Annotated in this window: 17 protein-coding genes; 3 read left to right on the plus strand and 14 right to left on the minus strand. The window is 71.3% G+C overall.

Going from position 1 to position 16,318, the window contains the following annotated elements; translation table 11 throughout:
• Window positions 1–68 precede the first annotated feature (68 nt).
• The 7 genes from B2W79_RS04960 to B2W79_RS04990 all read right to left on the minus strand — a co-directional run bounded on the left by B2W79_RS04960 (window position 69) and on the right by B2W79_RS04990 (window position 4,087).
• A complete protein-coding gene (locus B2W79_RS04960) occupies window positions 69–350 on the minus strand; it encodes a WXG100 family type VII secretion target (RefSeq protein ID WP_081811619.1) in 282 nt (93 codons plus the stop codon).
• 41 nt (window positions 351–391) lie between these two features.
• Window positions 392–706 (minus strand): WXG100 family type VII secretion target, encoded by a 315-nt coding sequence (locus B2W79_RS04965; protein ID WP_071327732.1) that lies wholly within the window; start codon window positions 704–706, stop codon window positions 392–394.
• A 207-nt stretch (window positions 707–913) separates the two neighbouring features.
• On the minus strand, window positions 914–1,894 hold the full coding sequence (locus B2W79_RS04970) for a hypothetical protein (RefSeq protein ID WP_292787573.1): 981 nt from the start codon (window positions 1,892–1,894) through the stop codon (window positions 914–916).
• A complete protein-coding gene (locus B2W79_RS04975; RefSeq protein WP_071327734.1) occupies window positions 1,891–2,712 on the minus strand; it encodes a hypothetical protein in 822 nt (273 codons plus the stop codon). The genes B2W79_RS04970 and B2W79_RS04975 overlap by 4 nt, the downstream gene beginning before the upstream one ends.
• A gap of 69 nt (window positions 2,713–2,781) precedes the next feature.
• Window positions 2,782–3,084: a hypothetical protein gene (locus B2W79_RS04980; protein ID WP_071327735.1), complete on the minus strand. Its 303-nt coding sequence runs from the start codon at window positions 3,082–3,084 to the stop codon at window positions 2,782–2,784.
• A gap of 30 nt (window positions 3,085–3,114) precedes the next feature.
• A complete protein-coding gene (locus B2W79_RS04985; protein ID WP_292787576.1) occupies window positions 3,115–3,756 on the minus strand; it encodes a hypothetical protein in 642 nt (213 codons plus the stop codon).
• 40 nt (window positions 3,757–3,796) lie between these two features.
• A complete protein-coding gene (locus tag B2W79_RS04990) occupies window positions 3,797–4,087 on the minus strand; it encodes a WXG100 family type VII secretion target (protein WP_292787577.1) in 291 nt (96 codons plus the stop codon).
• A gap of 258 nt (window positions 4,088–4,345) precedes the next feature.
• Between B2W79_RS04990 and eccD the strand changes: the two genes are divergently transcribed.
• From eccD to B2W79_RS05005, 3 genes are read left to right on the plus strand one after another with little or no spacing between them, the layout of a single operon-like run.
• Complete coding sequence (gene eccD, locus B2W79_RS04995) at window positions 4,346–5,680, plus strand: type VII secretion integral membrane protein EccD (RefSeq protein ID WP_060923226.1); 1,335 nt, start codon at window positions 4,346–4,348, stop codon at window positions 5,678–5,680.
• Between the two features lie 3 nt (window positions 5,681–5,683).
• Window positions 5,684–7,039, plus strand: coding sequence for a type VII secretion protein EccB (gene eccB / locus B2W79_RS05000; RefSeq protein ID WP_292787580.1), 1,356 nt, complete (start codon window positions 5,684–5,686; stop codon window positions 7,037–7,039).
• Window positions 7,039–8,349, plus strand: coding sequence for a S8 family serine peptidase (locus B2W79_RS05005; protein ID WP_292787582.1), 1,311 nt, complete (start codon window positions 7,039–7,041; stop codon window positions 8,347–8,349). Before eccB ends, B2W79_RS05005 begins: the two co-directional genes overlap by 1 nt.
• Before the next feature lie 13 nt (window positions 8,350–8,362).
• On the opposite strand, the gene B2W79_RS05010 is transcribed toward B2W79_RS05005, so the two are convergent.
• The 7 genes from B2W79_RS05010 to B2W79_RS05040 form a co-directional block, all read right to left on the minus strand.
• Window positions 8,363–8,824 (minus strand): hypothetical protein, encoded by a 462-nt coding sequence (locus tag B2W79_RS05010; protein WP_071327740.1) that lies wholly within the window; start codon window positions 8,822–8,824, stop codon window positions 8,363–8,365.
• Window positions 8,825–8,882: 58 nt separating this feature from the next.
• Complete coding sequence (locus tag B2W79_RS05015; protein WP_292787584.1) at window positions 8,883–9,419, minus strand: hypothetical protein; 537 nt, start codon at window positions 9,417–9,419, stop codon at window positions 8,883–8,885.
• Entirely contained in the window at window positions 9,416–10,243 is an 828-nt protein-coding gene (locus B2W79_RS05020; protein WP_292787586.1) for a PP2C family protein-serine/threonine phosphatase, read from the minus strand. Before B2W79_RS05020 ends, B2W79_RS05015 begins: the two co-directional genes overlap by 4 nt.
• Window positions 10,240–11,817: a DUF5684 domain-containing protein gene (locus tag B2W79_RS05025; RefSeq protein WP_292787588.1), complete on the minus strand. Its 1,578-nt coding sequence runs from the start codon at window positions 11,815–11,817 to the stop codon at window positions 10,240–10,242. The genes B2W79_RS05020 and B2W79_RS05025 overlap by 4 nt, the downstream gene beginning before the upstream one ends.
• A complete protein-coding gene (locus B2W79_RS05030) occupies window positions 11,814–14,363 on the minus strand; it encodes a transglutaminase domain-containing protein (protein ID WP_292787590.1) in 2,550 nt (849 codons plus the stop codon). Before B2W79_RS05030 ends, B2W79_RS05025 begins: the two co-directional genes overlap by 4 nt.
• On the minus strand, window positions 14,360–15,730 hold the full coding sequence (locus B2W79_RS05035) for a DUF58 domain-containing protein (protein ID WP_292787592.1): 1,371 nt from the start codon (window positions 15,728–15,730) through the stop codon (window positions 14,360–14,362). Before B2W79_RS05035 ends, B2W79_RS05030 begins: the two co-directional genes overlap by 4 nt.
• On the minus strand, window positions 15,727–16,318 hold a 592-nt coding region (locus B2W79_RS05040), incomplete at its 5' end, for an AAA family ATPase (RefSeq protein ID WP_292787594.1). The genes B2W79_RS05035 and B2W79_RS05040, both read right to left, overlap by 4 nt.

A 16,318-nucleotide genomic window follows, 5' to 3' on the forward strand; every position in this document is an offset into this window, starting at 1 on the left:
GTCTCACCGAAAAGCACAGCAGACGGCGCGGGCCCGACGCATCGCTGCGCCAGACCCGCGCCCCGGGTTCACGCGCCGAAGCGCCCCGCAGCCGACTTGTCGGTCTGCACGTACTGACCCGAGATCTCCTCGGTCTTCCCGGCGATCTGCGTGAGCAGCTGCTGCATCTCGCTCAGCGAACGGTTCCACTTGGCCTGCGCCTGGTCGTAGGCCTGCTGCGCGGCACCATCCCACGCCGCACGCAGCTTGCTGACCTCGGACTCGAGGCGGTCCAGCTCGGAACGAATACCCTGCGACCCGCTGCGGATCTGCGCCGCGAGAGCGTTGACCTGCTCCGGGCGAACGGACATCGACTGCATCATGTTCTCCTTGAAATCTCTGCGGTCTGCGCTCAGGCGCCCATCATCGAGCCGAGGCCCGCGATGGTCTGCTGGTGGGATTCTTCGGTCGCGGCCTGGTCGCGCTCGGTGCCCGCGAGGGCATCCTCGAGCGTCACGAGGACCTCGTTGAGCTGACGAGCCTGCTCGTCCCACCGCGACATCAGCGTGGTGAAGGATGCGGCAGCCGCACCCGTCCAGAACCCGCGCAGCTGCTCGATCTCACCGCGGACCTTCTTGGTCTGCTGATCGATCCCGGACTTCGTCTCCCGCACGGCCTGGGCTCCGCGACGCAGAGCCCCCTCTTCTGCGGAGATGACATCAGTCATTTCTCACTCCCTCCGGTCCCCATGAGGACACACGCGGGGGAGCGCCTTCCCGATACGGGACGACTTCGGAACAACCCCCGACAATCTGTTTCCGCACATAGGCTAAGGCAGGTCGGTGCCCATTTCCAACGGTCTGGACGGATCCGTATCGAAATTTCCACGGTGTATCGATAAATGAGTTTCGCAACCACGGGTGTGCGTGGTGCCTCAGTCGAGGTCGACGACGATCGCACCGGAGGCGTCCCGCCGCACGGTGCCCTCGACGTCAACCGTCTCCTCCTGCGGACCACTCGGCCGACCGAAGCTGACCGCATACGGAGCGGACACGCGCACTTCCTGGCCGGCGGCCAGGGCGAGCGGCTCCTGCCGGTTCCAGACTACAGATCCCCCGTCGACCGTCCCCCTGTAGCCTTCGTTCGCGACGCCATCTGCCACGATCGACGGGCAGTCGTCGCCGACGAGCCCAGAGGCGGTGCACGAGGCCAGCAGGTCGTCGATGCCGGCCTCGATATCGACCGCCGCATCGGCGCGGAGCACCGGATGAAGGATCAGGATCTTCGAGAGCATCTCGGCTCCCGGCGGCGGCTGGATCATCTCCGGGTCCACGGGGTACTCCACGGCGAACGGCTCGCCCTCGCCCCCGTCGGGATCGATCGTGGTGAGACCCTGCTCTCCGGGGTAGTCGAGCTCATAGACTCCCGGCAGAAGCCGCAAGGCCTCCGTCGTCGCGAGATCGAAGACGCCCGACTCCTCGATCGCGATGTCCCCGGGGATACCCTGCCCGTCGAAGTAGAGTCCCAGATCCGCCCACTGCTCTACCCGTGCCTCGCCCCCGACCGTCGTCGTACTGACGGTCAGGGTGCGAGGCTCGTCGTCGCCGTCGAGGCGGTACTCGACGGTCACCGACGCCGCCGAATCCGACCCCGTGACCGACGTCACCCGAGCATCCACAGGGCGCACAGCGTCGGCGTATACGTCGTCATCGAGCGCGACGGGGCTCACCACGGACGGATCACTGAGCAATGCGCCCGCGCCCTGGGCGTCCCCTTCGATGAGACGCTGGAAGAAGGTCGACACCACCTGCTCCGCGCCCGTCTTCGCCACGTTGCCGAACGAGCACCCCGCCACCGACAGCGTGAGCACAGCCACCGCGAGGCCCGCACCCCACCGCGCAGACACCGACGTCATGACAGGCGAGCTACCGGCCACCGCCCGAAGTCGGTGCCGACGGTGTTCGATGCACTCGCGCGGAAGCCCTCGAGGTCACTGTTGGATTGCATCCCGAATTCGAAGATCAGCGCGACCACCGCCTGTACAGCCTCCAGCACCCTCGCGATGCACTCCGCGATCGGCTCCGCCATCTCCAGCCACTTGATCGGGTTCGCCTGAATGAACTGTGCTCCGAGCGGGATCGCATCGATAGCGAACGCGACGACCTCTTCGTAGAGGTTCCACCACAGCTGGATGATGTTGTCCGAATGCGTGCGGAGGTAGGTACGCATGTTGTCGATGTGTGGAATCAGTCCTTCGAGGGCAGCCCGCTGGCCGGCTGGCACGTTCGCATAGTAACGACCCATGCCGTCCTGCCAGCTCGATGTCGCGTAGAACTTGTCGTCACCGAGACTCCCCACGACGCCGGTGAGCACGACATTGATCGCGTCCCATTCGTTGGCCATCGCCTTCAGCGCGAAAGGGTTGCCCGGGCTCAACAGCTGCGCGACCTCGGCGGCGATGGCCTCGGCACCCCGGGCGGCCTCGTCGAGCTTCGCCAGCACTGCGGGCTGGTCGGCGATCAGCCGCTCGATGTCCTTCCACGCAAAGTAGAAGCCGGAGATCGGGAACAGGACCGTGAGCAGCCCCTGGCCCACACGCTCCCACCCTGAGGGCCAGTCAACTTCTTCTACATCCGTCTTGCACTCCGCGATCTTCTCCTCGACCTTGCGGATCTCGGGTGTGATCTTCTCGACGCCAGCGTCGAAGTCTGCCTGGCTGGTTGGAACACCCACAGTTACATACCCTCCGTAGAACGCAGAAGACGGCCCCTGCCTCGCCCTGCCCTGGCGAGTGCGCGCATATCAACCACCGCTGGCCTCCCGATCAGCGGACTCGATGTTCGTCGCGGTCCCGCGCAGAGCCTCCGCAATCCGAGCAGTCTCGGCCACGCCTCCATCGAGGAGAGTCCGCAGGCGTTCCAGAACGTCCGCGTATGCGCGCGTGGCTCCGAGTCCATGCGTGATGCCGTCGAACGCTCCGAAGGGGAGCGTCGCCCCCTCGGACATCAAGGTCACCGCCTTGCTGAACTCTCCCGATACGCTGTCCCAGCGCGTCGCATCCAGGCGGAGGTCGCCGACAACGGCATCAGTGTCCAGGTCGGTCATGGGTTCCCCTTCGTTCGACAGTGAGATCTCTCACGAGCTTCGTCCTCGACGCGCGGCGTCCTTGAGCGCGCGGAGGCGCTTGAACTCGGTCACGGCCGGGTAGCGGTCGCGCATGAACTGCGCCACCTCAGCGCCGGTGCGGATGGCCTGCGCCACAAGCGGGCGCGCGGTGTCGGCGATGTCTCGGCCTGCGGCGAAGCGCAGCCAGGTCGAGTCGAATGTCACGTTTCCGAGCGAGCCACCCACCGCCGTGACGGTGACGTTCCCGTCCGCACTGGTCAGCGGCTGCCGGGCGCTCAGCTTCTCCTCGAACGTGGCGACGTAGTCCGGCTGTTCGCGACTCACCTCGATCAGCAGCTCGGCGGGGATGTCGGGGACAGATGCCCCCTCGCGAGCGTCGACTGCACCGTGACGCGTGTTCGCCGTCTCGAGCCGCGCACGCTCCCGCGTGACGTCGAGACGGGTTCGCTCCGCGCGACTGTAGGCGATGAACACCGCAGGAGCGAGAGATTCGGGATCGATCCTCGACCGCCAGTCGTCGGCGATGGTCAGATCATGAAGGTCGCCGTCGTCGAGCAAGAAGACCGACACCGATTCGGTGTCATCGTGCCCGGCGTGGCCGACGATCGCTTCTTCCTGCTCTGACGCCGTGCCGTAAGGGTTCCAAGACATGGATGACTCCCGATGATCGTGATGGAACGGTAGGACGGGCTTATGCCCAGAGGGACTCGTTCTTCCGTCGCGTGTCCTGGAAGATCTCTTGCGCTTTCACACTCGTGCTCCGGTGCTCGGCCAGAAGCTCATTGAGCGCCACCAGCTTGGCGCTCCACTCGCGCTGCGCTCGGTCGTAGGCGTCGGAAGCCTCACCCGTCCACTTGTCGCGCAGCGTCGAGACCTCCTGATCGAGAGCATCGAGAAGATTCGCGTACTGCCGGACGGCGTCGCGCAACCGGTCGATCAACTCATCCATCCCGGCCTGAGTGACCATGATCCGCTCTGACATGCAAGCTCCCCCCGAAGGCTCACGGCAATATCTGGGAGCGTAGAGCAGTTCGCGACGATAATCCACAAGAGAGCCGCTTCAGACAGGACCTCTCGGTCATGGCACCGTGACTTCCGCCGCCGAGAAGCCATCAGCTGGGGCGAAGCCCCCGGAACGGCAACAGATAGGATCTGGCCTGTCAACTAGAGTGAGTCCGGGCCGGACCCCCGCAACGCCTGCGGCGGGAGAGCATCGCACACGTGGGGGGACACCACCGATATGAGCCAGAGCGGCACCGTGGCAGGAACCGTGCTGCGGATCTCCGTGGTCAGCGACGACCGCAGGCTCGACGTGGGGGTGCCATCGCAGGTCCCCCTGGTCGAGATCATCCCCGGCTTCGCCCGCAGTCTCGGCGTGCTCGACCCGACCCTCACGCACGGCGGATACGCGCTGCAGCGGGCGGACGGCACGCCCCTCGACCCCGCTCGCGGCGCTGCGGCCCAGGGCGTGCACGACGGCGAGCTGCTGACCCTGGTACGCGGCGGGCTCATGCGCGAGCCGCGCATCTACGACGACGTCGTGGAAGCCGTGATCGACGCGACCGCGGAGCAGCACAACTCCTGGACCCCCGCGGACAGCTCCCGCACCGCTCTCTTCGTCAGCCTCACCTTCCTCGCCCTCTGCGCCGTGCTCCTGGTCGCGACGCCGCCGACGTCTCTGCTCCCGGCGATCATCGCGGGATCGGGCGCGGTCGTGCTCAGCGTCGCCGCCGCGGTGCTGATGCGGCTGCGGCAGCCCGAGGCCGGTCATGCGCTCGGACTCACCGCCGCAGCGTACGGCGGGCTCGCGGGCTACCTCGCGGTCCCCGCGCAGAGCATCTGGGGCTGGCCGCTCGCGGCTCTCGGGCTCGGACTCGTCGTCGTCGGGGGCCTCAGCCTGGCCGTCACCCAGGACAAGCCCGAGATCCACCTCGTGCCCATCGCCCTCGGCGCCTCGATCGGGATCACGGCCACGGCGGCCGCGGTCTTCGGCGACCCGCTCGCCTCGTACGCGCTGATGCTCGCGACCACGGCGCTGCTCGCGAACGGCATCCCCTGGCTGGCTCTGAGCTCGACCCGCATCCGGGTGATCTCGCCGCAGAGCGACGCGGACATGTTCTCCGCGCCGCAGCCCATCGACGCCGAGGAGGTGAAGCGTCGCGCCGCCGCCGGCACCCGCACGCTCATCGCGCTCCGTGCCGCGCTCGGCCTCGCCGCCCTCATCGCGACCCCGCTCGTCGCCGCCAGCGGCGTCACGGGCGCCGTGCTGTGCGTGCTCGCCTTCGTCGGCATGATGTTCCAGTCGCGGCAGATGCACGCCCGCCTCGGGGTGCTCGTGCTGATGGCGATCGGGGCGATCGGCCTCGCCGCGACCGGTGTGACCGTCGCGCTCGCCCTCCCCGACGTGCGCACCTGGATGCTGCTCATCCTCGTGGTCGCCACCGTGGTGCTCATCGGGCTCACGCTGCTCACGCCGAAGGCCCGCCTCCGCCTCACGCGGCTCGGCGACACGGTCGAGGTCGTCGCGCTCGCCCTCCTGCTCCCGCTCGGGGTCATCACGGCGGGGCTCGTCTGACCGATGGCGACCAAGAAGGACCTGATCGAGGCCCAGGGCTTCAGCCGACGACGGCTCCTCTCCGCCTTCACCGGCGGCGCCCCCGGCGGCAAGGAGCTCGAACCGGCCAAGCCGCTGCGCGCCGTCATCGCGGGCATCGCCCTCACCGTCGGCGTGATCCTCGTCGGCGTGTTCTGGGGCATCATGCAGCCGGGACTCCCCGGCGACTGGCAGAACAACCGCCTCATCGTCGCCACCGACACGGGCGCCCGCTACGTCTCGGTCGAGGGGACGCTGTACCCCGTCATCAACACCGCCAGCGCCCGCCTGCTCATCCCCGCCGGCGAGTTCAAGGTCGTGCGCACGGATCAGGCAGCCCTCGACGGCATCCCGGTCGGCGGTTCGATCGGCATCCTCGGCGCCCCTGACGACCTGCCCACCCCGAGCGCCCTCATCAACACCGCATGGACGGCGTGCGTCGACGATTCCACCGGGACCGCTGTCTCGCTGTCGGGCAAGCCCATCGCGGAGCCGTCGACGGGCACCGGCGCCGTGGTGCAGCGCGGCGACGAGCTCTTCGTGATCGCCGACGGCCTCCGCTACGCCGTCCCCGCCGACGACGCCAACGCGGTGCTGCGCGCGGTCGGCCTCGGCACCAGCGACGTCATCGAGGTCGACGGACGCTGGCTCAACCTCTTCGAGAGCGGCGCCGACCTCGAGCCGATCCGTCTGAACGCCGTCGGCGCCCGGGTGCCGGGGACCGACCTGACGGCGGGCACGATCGTGCACGTGCAGGGCAGCCCCGCGGACGAGCGCTACGTGGCCCTCGCGACCGGAGAGCTCGCGCGCCTCAGCCCGCTGGCGTACCAGCTCTACCTGCTCGGCAGCGCGCAGGAGGCCGGCGCGGACGAGGAAGAGGTGTCCCCGGCGGAGGTGGCCGACGTTCCCACCGTGCCGAACGCCGGTGGCGACGATTGGCCCACGCTTCCGCTGACGCCGCTCGCCTCCGGCGAGACCCCGTGCGCGGTCCTGGGTGACGACGCCCGCACCGTCCTCGGGTCCACGAGCGCCGAGCTTCCAGAGGACCGCGACCATGTCGCCGTCACGGTCGGCGGTGGGGCCCTCGTGCAGACGAGCGGCCCGTCGGACGAGGCGGTGGGCATGGCCGTGCTCGTCGACGAGTCCGGTACCGCGTACGCCATCCCGGGCGCCGTGCCGGACGAATCGGCGGAGGACGCCGCCAGCGGACCGCTCACCCAGCTCGGTTACACCCCCGGCGACGTCGGGCGGGTGCCGAGCGCGTGGATCGACTTCTTCGCCGCCGGGCCGGCGCTGACCACCGAGGCCGCGAGAGAGTCGCCCGGCTCCGGGGACGAGTGATGCGCCGCCGCGCCGCTCTCGCCACCCTCGTGGTGGGTGCTGCCGTGTGCGGGACGCCGGCCGCCGCGGTGGCCGCGCCGACCGCTCCCACGACGATCGTGTCGATGGCGACCGGCGCCTGTGAGCCCGGCACCGTGGTGTTCGCTCCGGAAGCCCCGTCGGCACTCGCGGCCCTCGGGGCGGAGGATGCGAACCGTCTCGCCACCGGGAAGGGCGTCGTCGTGGCGGTCGTCGACTCCGGGATCGACGCCGGCAACCCGCACCTCGCCGGCGTCGTCGTCGGCGGTGTGAACCTCGTCGGCGACGGGGAACGCGCTGATGGCCTGAGCGACCTGACCGGGCACGGCACGGCCATCGCCGGGCAGATCGCGGCGCAGCCCGTCTCCGGCTCCGGCGTGGTGGGGCTCGCCCCCGACGCGCGCCTGCTGTCGGTGCGCGCGTTCCGCAGCGATTCGCCGCAGGACGTCGACAAGGGGTGGGGCCCGAGCGCCCAGCGTCTCGCCGAAGGCATCAACTGGGCGGCCGACAACGGAGCCGACATCATCAACGTCTCCTCGTCGCAGGCGACGGACTCCCCGGAACTGCGGGGCGCGGTGGAGCACGCGGCTGCCGTCGGAGCGCTCGTCGTCGCCAGTGGTGGCAACCGGACCTCCGACCCCGAGGCCGAAGACGGAGCCCGGTATCCCGCGGCCTACGAGCAGGCGCTCGGCGTCAGCGCGGCCGATGCGACGGGGCTCGCGACCGACAGCTCGATCCACGGTCCGCAGGTCGGGGTCACGGCCCCCGGCGCGAACGTGCTCACCGCGGCGACGGGCGGCGGCGACTGCCTGTTCGCCTCCGACGCCCCGGCTTCGAGCTTCGCGACCGGTTATGTGAGCGGGGCGGCGGCGCTGGTCGCCCAGGCGCATCCGGACGATCCTCCGGCGGGATGGGCGTATCGGCTGACGGCCACGGCGCTCCGCGCGGACGCCGACAACCGCGACGATGTCAACGGCTGGGGCTTCATCCAGCCGTCCGCCGCCATCCAGCTCCTCCCCGACCCCACCACCCGCGGACCCGTCAGCCCCTTCTTCGACACCGCGGAGAGCGCGGTGCGGCCCCCGGTCGTGAGCGTCGAGCCCGACCACGGGGTGCCGCCGTTCGTCCTCACCCGCGAGGTGGCGTTGATCGCCGCGATCGCCGGCGCGAGCCTGCTCGGAGTCCTCGGCATCCTCATCGTGCTCCGGCGACGCCGGGAGATACCCTCCGACGCGGCGGCCGAGGTGGAACGACAGGGCGGCCTCCTCGACCGCCCGGAGCCCGAGGCGTGAGAGTCGGACCGACTCAGCGGCCGGCGGCTGCCGCCTGTCGCGCCCTGACGACCGCGCCCACGAGCGCGGCACCGGTGACCATGGCACCTCCCGCCAACGGCAGCAGGAGCAGCCCGACGGCCGCGCTCTGCGGGTTCTGAACGACCTGACCGTAGACGAACGCCCCCATGCTGCCCAGCACACCGACGAAGAGCGCCGCCGCGACGAGCCAGAGCAGCGGGGTCATCGCGGTGAGCCTCGTCGACGGCTCCCGGACGAACCGGAAGGCGAAGCCGGCGAAGAGGAACGACACCGCTGCGACGGCCAGAGCCACCAGACCCGCGAAGAGGAATGCCGGATCGGTCCACGCCGCGACGAGCGAGGGAATCGCGACGATCGTCGTCAGAGCACCGAACACGAGGGCGAACACACCGGCGACACGCGGCCTGCGCGACGTGGTGCTCGTCGTCGCCGACCGCTTCGCACCCTGATCCATCCGTCCGTCCCCTCTCCCGGTGTCCCACCCTAGCGAGGACCGCACGGGGCCTGCCTCCTCAGCCGAAGACGACGAAGCCGAGCGCGACGAGACCGACGACCGACACGACGCCCGCCCCGACGGTCGCGGCGAGGGTGACGACGCTCCACCGCTGCGCCTGCTTGGCGACGGACGGCAGCCCGGGCTCCACCACCCGTGTGGGCGCGGCCGCCCCGACGACGACGGGCGGAGCGACGGGAGTGCGCGGAGCCGGACGCGGCTTGTAGATCGCGGGAGCCGGTGCGCCGTCCGGGGCGGCGAAGGAGTCGACGCGGAGCCGCGGTCCGGCGGCCTGGGGTTCGGTGCCGTCTGCGGCGGCATCCTTCTTCCGCCGCAGGCGTCGAGCCGGACGCGCGACCGCCACGGTGGCGTCCTCGGGGGCGTCGGCCGCCGGAGAGGCGGACCGATCGACGACCACCGTGGCGTCGTCAATGGCATCGGCCGCATCGCCGGGCGCGACCTCCGCGACCGGAGCCCGCGCATCGGACGCCGCTCCGGCACGCCGGCGGTCCCGCCGCGTCAGGATGACGGTCTCCTCGGCCTCGTCGTCGCTCATCGCGCGCGCACCGGGACCGTCGTGCCCTCGAGCATCGAATCGGTGACGGCGGACACGGCGGCCCGTCCACCCGTCGCGTCGTCGGGACGCGTGCGTGCGCCGCCGGAGACGACGTCGATCACCAGGACGGACACGTTGTCTCGTCCTCCGCCCTGCAGCGCGCGGCGGACGAGGGCCGCCGCCGCGGTCTCCGGGCGGCCGTTCATGGTCAGCGTCGCGCGGATGGCCTCATCGCTCACCTCGCCGGTCAGCCCGTCGGAGCACAGCAGGAGCCGCTCGCCGTCGACGACGGGGAGCAGCCAGCTGTCCGCCGTGCTGTCCGGGGCCCCGACCGCGCGCGTGATGACGTTGCGGCGCGAGAACGAGGCCAGGTCTTCAGGGCGGAGCTCACCGGCATCGACGAGCTCCTGTCCCAGGGAGTGGTCGATCGTGAGCTGCACCAGCTCCGTGCCGTGGTGCCGATATACCCGGGAGTCCCCGACGTTGAAGACGAGCCAGTGCGGCGCCCCCTCGTGCTCCACGAGCGCGACACCCGTCACGGTGCTGCCCGCCCCGCGGGTGTGCGCGGCGGCGATGTCCTCGACCACGGCCGCGGCCCGGCTCAGGGCGTCGCTGATGTCGCCGACATCGACCGGCAGTCCGCGCAGCGGCTCGAAGGCGGCGACGACAGCCGCGCTGGCGCGGTCACCGGCGTCGTGCCCACCCATGCCGTCGGCGACGAGGAACACCGGGCGCGCGTCGAGGACCGCGTCCTCGTTGGCCGTCCGCGTGAGCCCGGTGTCGGTCAGCGCCGCGACCCGGAGGACGACGGAGTCCACGGTCACGAATCGCGCTCCGCGACGACGTGCATGCCCACTTCCCCCAGGATGAACCGGCCGGTGCCGACCACGCTCTCCCCGGAGTCCAGGAGCGTCTCCGAGCCGTCATCCCCGACCACCACGACACCGTTGGTGGCGTGCAGGTCGGTCAGACGCCACTCGTCCTCCTGGACCACCAGACGGGCGTGGGTCTTCGACAGCGTACGGGTGGTGTCCGGGATGGCCAGCCGCTGCTCGCCCGGCTCCCCGGTGGGGTTCCGGCCGATCACGACACTCGCGCCGGATAGCGAGAACCGGCGGCCGTCGTCCAGCACGAGGACCCGCCGCACGCCGCGCTTGCGGGCGACGACCACCGTGGCGTCGAGGTCGTCGTCGGTCGGGCGCGGCGTCACCACGGTCTTGTCGACATCGGCGACCAGGCCTTCGGGCACGGCGGGGGCAGGTACCGGCGCGCTCTGCCCCGACGCGGGGACATCCGTCGCGGACGGGACAGGGCGGATCATGGGCATCGGCGGGGCCTCGGGCTGACCGCCGTCACGGAACGAGGGCGGCACGGGTCGGACGACACGATTCGCCTCCGGAGCCGGCGCGGGGGCAGCGGGCTCCTCGCTCGGTGAAGAGACCACGGAGGGAGCGGGGGCCGGCGCGGGCTGCGGGGCGGCCGGCGGTACGTCGCCCATCGCGGCCATGATGCCGGTCGTCGGGTGCGCGGGAGTCGAGGGCGTCGGCTGCGCGGTCGGGGACGGCGGCGCCGGAGCGGCCACGGGCGGAGGCACGGGCGCTGCGGGCAGAACCGGGGCAGCAGGTGGAATCGAGACAGCAGGCGGAACGGGAGCAGCCGCCGGAGACGGCGCGGGCGGCGCCGGTGGTGCGAACGACGGAGACGGCGTCGAGGACGACGGAGCCGGCGGCGCGGCAGGCGGAGCGAAGGCCGGTGGAGCGAACGACCTCGGTGCCGCGGGCTCGCCCTGCGGCGCACCCGCGGTCGGCGGGGCACTCGCGGTCGGCGGGGCACTCGCGGCAGGAGCGACCGCGGGCGGCGCGGCGTAGTCCGGGAAGATCAGCGACGGCGCCTCCGGCGATCCGTTGCCCGCGGGGGCGAGGGAGGGGATCGTGTATCCCGACGCGTCGCGCGCGGGGGCCGCGGACGGCGGGGCGCTGCGCCGCGGACCCGGTTGGAGGGCCGCGAGACGATCCCCCTCGGGATAGGGCGCCGGACCCCATGCGAGCACGGTCGCCCACACCGGCGGCAGGAGGATGGCGAGCACGGTCATGCCGGCGCCCCGCCCGAAGCGCCGGTTGATGCGATGGGTGGCGACGACCTTGAGGTAGATGCCGTAGAGCTGCACGAGCGGGATGAAGTAGAACACCACCGACCAGGCGGGCACGCCCCCTCGCGCGAGGATCTCGGCCTCGTTGAGAACGGGCACCCAGCCCTTCCAGCCCTCCCCGTCGATGCGGGGGAACAGGCGCGACAGCGCGAGGGCGTACCAGACGTAGACGGCCAGTCCGACGAGCAGCCCGAGTCCGACGATGATGACGAGCATCGTGGCCAGACCGGAGTCCGCGGGCGCGGTCATGAGTCCCCCTTCTTCCGGTCATCCAGTGAACCGGTCCATCCGAGCGTACCGAGCGCGGGTCTCGCACCGAAGCCGGGGAGGCGCAGGGAGCGCGTCCTGGCGACGAAAGACGTCGGCCGCACCCGGGTCCGAAGACGCTGCCATCTGGTCCCCGTCTTCGCCAGATCCGCCCGCTCTGCATCCACGATCGCCCAGGCGGCCGTCGCGTCGTCGGAGGTGGGCGGGTGCTCGGCGAAGACAGCGCGGTCGACCAGAGCAGCCAGCCGCTGTGCTGCCTCGCGACCGCTCGTCTGCGCGCGCTGCATCCTCGTGCCCTGCGCGTCCATGGGCACGTCATGGTCGGCGTACACGTCGGCGAGCTCCTCCCAGGCTCCGGCCAGGCGCACCTCGGGGTCCGCGGCCGTGCGCCGTGCATGCGCGCGCCGGCTCTTCGCGCCCACGAGCACGAGGAACGGCAGGACGAGCAGGAGCAGCGCGAGGAGCCCGAGACCCACTCCGCGGAGGATCGGCAGCAGGAAGGCGAGGACCTCCGAGGCGGGCTCCTCCAGCGGGGGCGCATCGTTGTTCGCGTCGCTCTGCGCCTGCGGGGGATCCAGAGCCTCGGACCGCGGCTGCTCCGGAACCGTGGGGTGCTCCGGGAGCTGCTCACCTTCGGTGATGGCGCTCGGCAGCATGGCATACTGCGGCGTCGCGTCGACGGGGATCCACTCGCCCCCCGAGGCGCGCACCTCGACCCAGGCGCTCATGTTCGCGCCGGTGCACACGTCGGTGCACGCCGGGATCCCCGGGACCTCCTCGGCCGCCGCGAGTCGCGCCCCCATCACCACGCGGGATTCCAGGCCCCACTGCTGCGCGAGGAGGGCCGCGGCCACGGAGAACTGCTCGTCGTCGCCGACCGCCGCCACCAGCAGCTCGGGGTCGGCGTCGGGACCCGCCCGACGTTCCTGCTCGGTGAGCTCGGTGAACAGCTCCTCGATGCGGGCGGCGGAGTGACCGGCATAGCTGGGAGCGAACGCGTACCCCTCGGACTCCTGGAGAGCCGCGATCCACCCCGTGGCAGCGGCGTCCTCGAGCAGCGCGTGGCTCAGGTAGCCCCGGGATCGGAGACGGTCCACCACTTCGAGGTAGCCGGCACCGGTGCGCGGCTGCTCCTGCATCTCCGCCCACTCGACCAGCGCGGGGTATCGATCGGCATCGAGGGTCGACCGACCGCCCTGGACAGCGGTCAGCTGGTCCGGTTCACCGGGCGCATCGACCAGCACCGAGTAGCGATCACCGGGCACGAGGCCCTCCCCGCCGCCGGGCGCCTCCGCGATCGTGATGGCGGTGTCACCGTCGTCGTCCACATGGAACCCGTCGGCGAGCGCGTCCGCACGCCCGCCGGAGAACGCAGGTGCCTCCGCGAGACCGGCGGGCGACGGAACCCAGATACCCCGGTAGGCCTCGCCGATCGTGATCTCCAGCGTCACCCGGCCGGAGCCAGGGAGCGCGGAGCGCGGCAGGCGGCTGAAGCGGTCGTCGGGGTCGATGTGGAAGTCCTCGCCGTCGTACGCGTCGAGGGTCACGAGGCGCAGGCGGTCCACGGGGCCGGGGTCGCCCTCCAGCTCGACCACCGGAGTGTCCAGCGTGTCGCCGGAGAACCAGGAGCGGTAGGAGCTGAGCGGACTCGGCTGCTCCTGCACCACGACCTGCGGTTCGATCTCGTCGCGCAGCACCGAGCGGTCGGACCAGCCGGCCGCCGCCGGGGCGATCGCGAAGCCGGCCCCCAGGGCGACGACCGCCAGCGCCCCGGCGAGCAGGTGCCGGCGAGCGGTGAGCCAGACGGGGGTCGCCCGCCGGGAGATGTTGGCCGCGGCCACGATCCGCAGCGCGGCGGCGCGCTGGAGGCGCGTACGGCCGACGAGCCACACCAGGGACACCACGAAGACCGCCACCCCGACCAGCCATTCCCGCGGTGCGGGAAGCTCGACGCCGGCCACGGAGACCGGGGAGGACGTGCCGCTCACACCGAAGGCGACGCCGAAGACGCTCATGGCCACGACCACGGGGACCGCGGCCACCGCCCACTTGCCTCCGCTCCAGACGAAGAGCGTGGCGAGGAACGCCCCGAACAGCATCACGACGAGGAAGGGGATGAGCACCGCCTGGTACTCCCCCAGCGGCGGGTTCAGCGTGAGCATCTGCTTCCAGCCCAGCACGACCCCGAGCACCGCATCCCGCACGCCGCCGAGGAACGCGGGAACAGAGGTGAGAGCGGACGGGATGGCGAGCGGCACCGCGACCACCAGGTACACCCCTACGGCGGCGAGCGCCCCGAGCAGAGTGCCCCAGCGCAGGACACGCGTGACGACGGCGACGGCCATGCCGAGGAGGCCGCCGATGATCCCCACCGCGAGGGCGCGGGACGACTCGTACACCGGCCAGGCGGCTGCCGTGGCGAGGAGGACGCCGACCAGGACGTACCCCAGCGACCAGAGGGTGAGGGCCGAGGGCGGGGAGCCCCGTCGTGATCCAGCGCGTCCGCGCTTCGGCCCGGCCGCGCTCATCGCAGCGCTCCGCGGGCGAGCATCTGGGGGAGGTCGCCGAGCGCACCGAGGGTCATCACCGCGAGCTCCCTGGCCGTCCGCATCGTCGGCTGCGCGCCGAGCTCGCTGCGCACCGCGACGGCCTCCACGGCTGCCGGGAGCTTCACCGCCGCGTGGCGCAGACGCTCGATCGGCAGGAGGGAGCCGGTGAGCAGGAATCCGATGGAGAGGTCGGGGTACGACTGCGCCGTGAGAGCGGTGACGGCCTCGAGCCTCATCACCCGCGCCGTCTGATCGATCGTGGAGGTCGCGTCGAGGAGCGCCTTGGGAGTCACCGTCGGCAGCGTGCGGATCGACAGCACCTCCGCACGGCCGTGCTCCGGGATCTCGTTGCTCACGGAGAACAGCACGTCCCTGCCGTCCCGTACGCCCTGCAGCGCCAGCGAGGCGGCGGCGCTGACCGTGTTCTCGAACTCGTCGTCGCTCGCATAGGACTCGGGGTCGAGGTCGAGGATGACGGCGATGCGCGCGTGCCGGGACTCCTCGTACTGCCGCACCATGAGGGTGCCCGTCTTCGCCGTCGACTTCCAGTGGATGTGGCGCGGCGAGTCGCCGACGACGTATTCCCGCACGGCATGGAAGGAGAGGTCGGCGTCCACCAGGGTGGTGCTCGGCGTGCCCTCCAGATCGCGGATCAGCCCCGCGCTGGTGCTGGGGAGCCGCACGGTCACCGGGTGCACATGGATGCGCTGCACGTCCGGCCAGCGCAGTTCTCGGCGGAGGATCCCGATCGGGTCGCCGCGGGTGATGGTCATGGGGCCGACGTCGATGACGCCGCGGCGATGCGCGGCGATCGTCAGCTCTTCGCGGTGGTGAGCGCCCGGCCGCAGCAGCGGCACGTGCGCCTCGACGAGTCCCTCGCCCACCGGCACGTCCACCACGCCGGGGAGCGAGAGGCGTTCGCCGTTGTTGCGGACGTCGAGCGTCGCACCGATCTCGGCTCCCGCGACGACGCGGTCGCGATCGAGCACGAGCTCGATCCGGTAGTCATGGGCGCCGAGGATGAACGGCACGCAGGCCACCAGCAGCACGAGCGCGATCGTGGCGACCGCCCAGGCCTCCACCCAGCCGAACAGCAGCCCGGCGAGCACGCCGAGCACCACGGCCACGGCGACGAGCATGCCCGCCGTGGTGACCGTCTCACGGACCCAGCCGACCGTGGCGCTGGTCGCCCGCCCCACGGCGCGGACCGCCCGACGCGCGCCGAAGACCGCGCCGCGCACGGGACCACGGCGCGTGCGGTCGTAGCGCGTGACGGTGGACGTCCGCGTAGACGTGCTCGTGCCGGCGGTCGTCCGCGTCAGGCGGGATTCGGTGCTGAAGGTCACGCAGTGCCGTTCTCGCGCGGCGGTTCGACGTCGAGGAGGATCTGTCCGACCACGGCCACCGCCGTCACCCCGTCGAACTCGGCCTCCGGTTCGAGCACGAGGCGGTGCGCGAGGGCGACGACGGCGAGCTCGCGCACGTCGTCGGGCGTCACGAACGTGCGTCCGTTCTTCGCTGCCCACGTCATCACCAGGCGCGACAGCGCCAGGGCACCGCGCACACTGGCCCCGAGACGGACCTCGGACGCCCGTCGCGTGGCGTCGACGATGCGCATGATGTAGTCCGACACCAGCGGGTTCACGTAGACCCCGCGCGACATCTCCGCCATCGTCAGGATCGTGTCGGTGTCGACGATGCCGTCGAGCACCGTCTTCGGACGGCCGGCGCCCTGCAGGATGCGCATCGTCGCGGCCTCGTCGGGGTAGCCGATCGAGGTCTTGATCATGAAGCGGTCGAGCTGCGCCTCCGGGAGCCGGTAGGTGCCGCCCTGCTCGATGGGGTTCTGCGTCGCCATCACGAGGAACGGCGAGCCGACGGACCGGGTGACGCCGTCGACCGTGACCGTGCCCTCCTCCATGACCTCCAGCAGC

The sequence above is a fragment of the Microbacterium sp. UBA7513 genome, from assembly GCF_002478345.1.
Taxonomy (GTDB): Bacteria; Actinomycetota; Actinomycetes; order Actinomycetales; family Microbacteriaceae; genus Microbacterium.

Coding starts and splice junctions, on each gene's coding strand:
- eccD (WP_060923226.1), top strand. CDS start 4,346: ATGAGCCAGAGCGGCACCGTGGCAGGAACCGTGCTGCGGATCTCCGTG.
- B2W79_RS04990 (WP_292787577.1), bottom strand. CDS start 4,087: ATGTCAGAGCGGATCATGGTCACTCAGGCCGGGATGGATGAGTTGATC.
- B2W79_RS04960 (WP_081811619.1), bottom strand. CDS start 350: ATGTCCGTTCGCCCGGAGCAGGTCAACGCTCTCGCGGCGCAGATCCGC.
- B2W79_RS04970 (WP_292787573.1), bottom strand. CDS start 1,894: ATGACGTCGGTGTCTGCGCGGTGGGGTGCGGGCCTCGCGGTGGCTGTG.
- B2W79_RS04985 (WP_292787576.1), bottom strand. CDS start 3,756: ATGTCTTGGAACCCTTACGGCACGGCGTCAGAGCAGGAAGAAGCGATC.
- B2W79_RS05010 (WP_071327740.1), bottom strand. CDS start 8,824: ATGGATCAGGGTGCGAAGCGGTCGGCGACGACGAGCACCACGTCGCGC.
- B2W79_RS05025 (WP_292787588.1), bottom strand. CDS start 11,817: ATGACCGCGCCCGCGGACTCCGGTCTGGCCACGATGCTCGTCATCATC.
- B2W79_RS05030 (WP_292787590.1), bottom strand. CDS start 14,363: ATGAGCGCGGCCGGGCCGAAGCGCGGACGCGCTGGATCACGACGGGGC.
- eccB (WP_292787580.1), top strand. CDS start 5,684: ATGGCGACCAAGAAGGACCTGATCGAGGCCCAGGGCTTCAGCCGACGA.
- B2W79_RS05015 (WP_292787584.1), bottom strand. CDS start 9,419: ATGAGCGACGACGAGGCCGAGGAGACCGTCATCCTGACGCGGCGGGAC.
- B2W79_RS04965 (WP_071327732.1), bottom strand. CDS start 706: ATGACTGATGTCATCTCCGCAGAAGAGGGGGCTCTGCGTCGCGGAGCC.
- B2W79_RS04980 (WP_071327735.1), bottom strand. CDS start 3,084: ATGACCGACCTGGACACTGATGCCGTTGTCGGCGACCTCCGCCTGGAT.
- B2W79_RS05005 (WP_292787582.1), top strand. CDS start 7,039: ATGCGCCGCCGCGCCGCTCTCGCCACCCTCGTGGTGGGTGCTGCCGTG.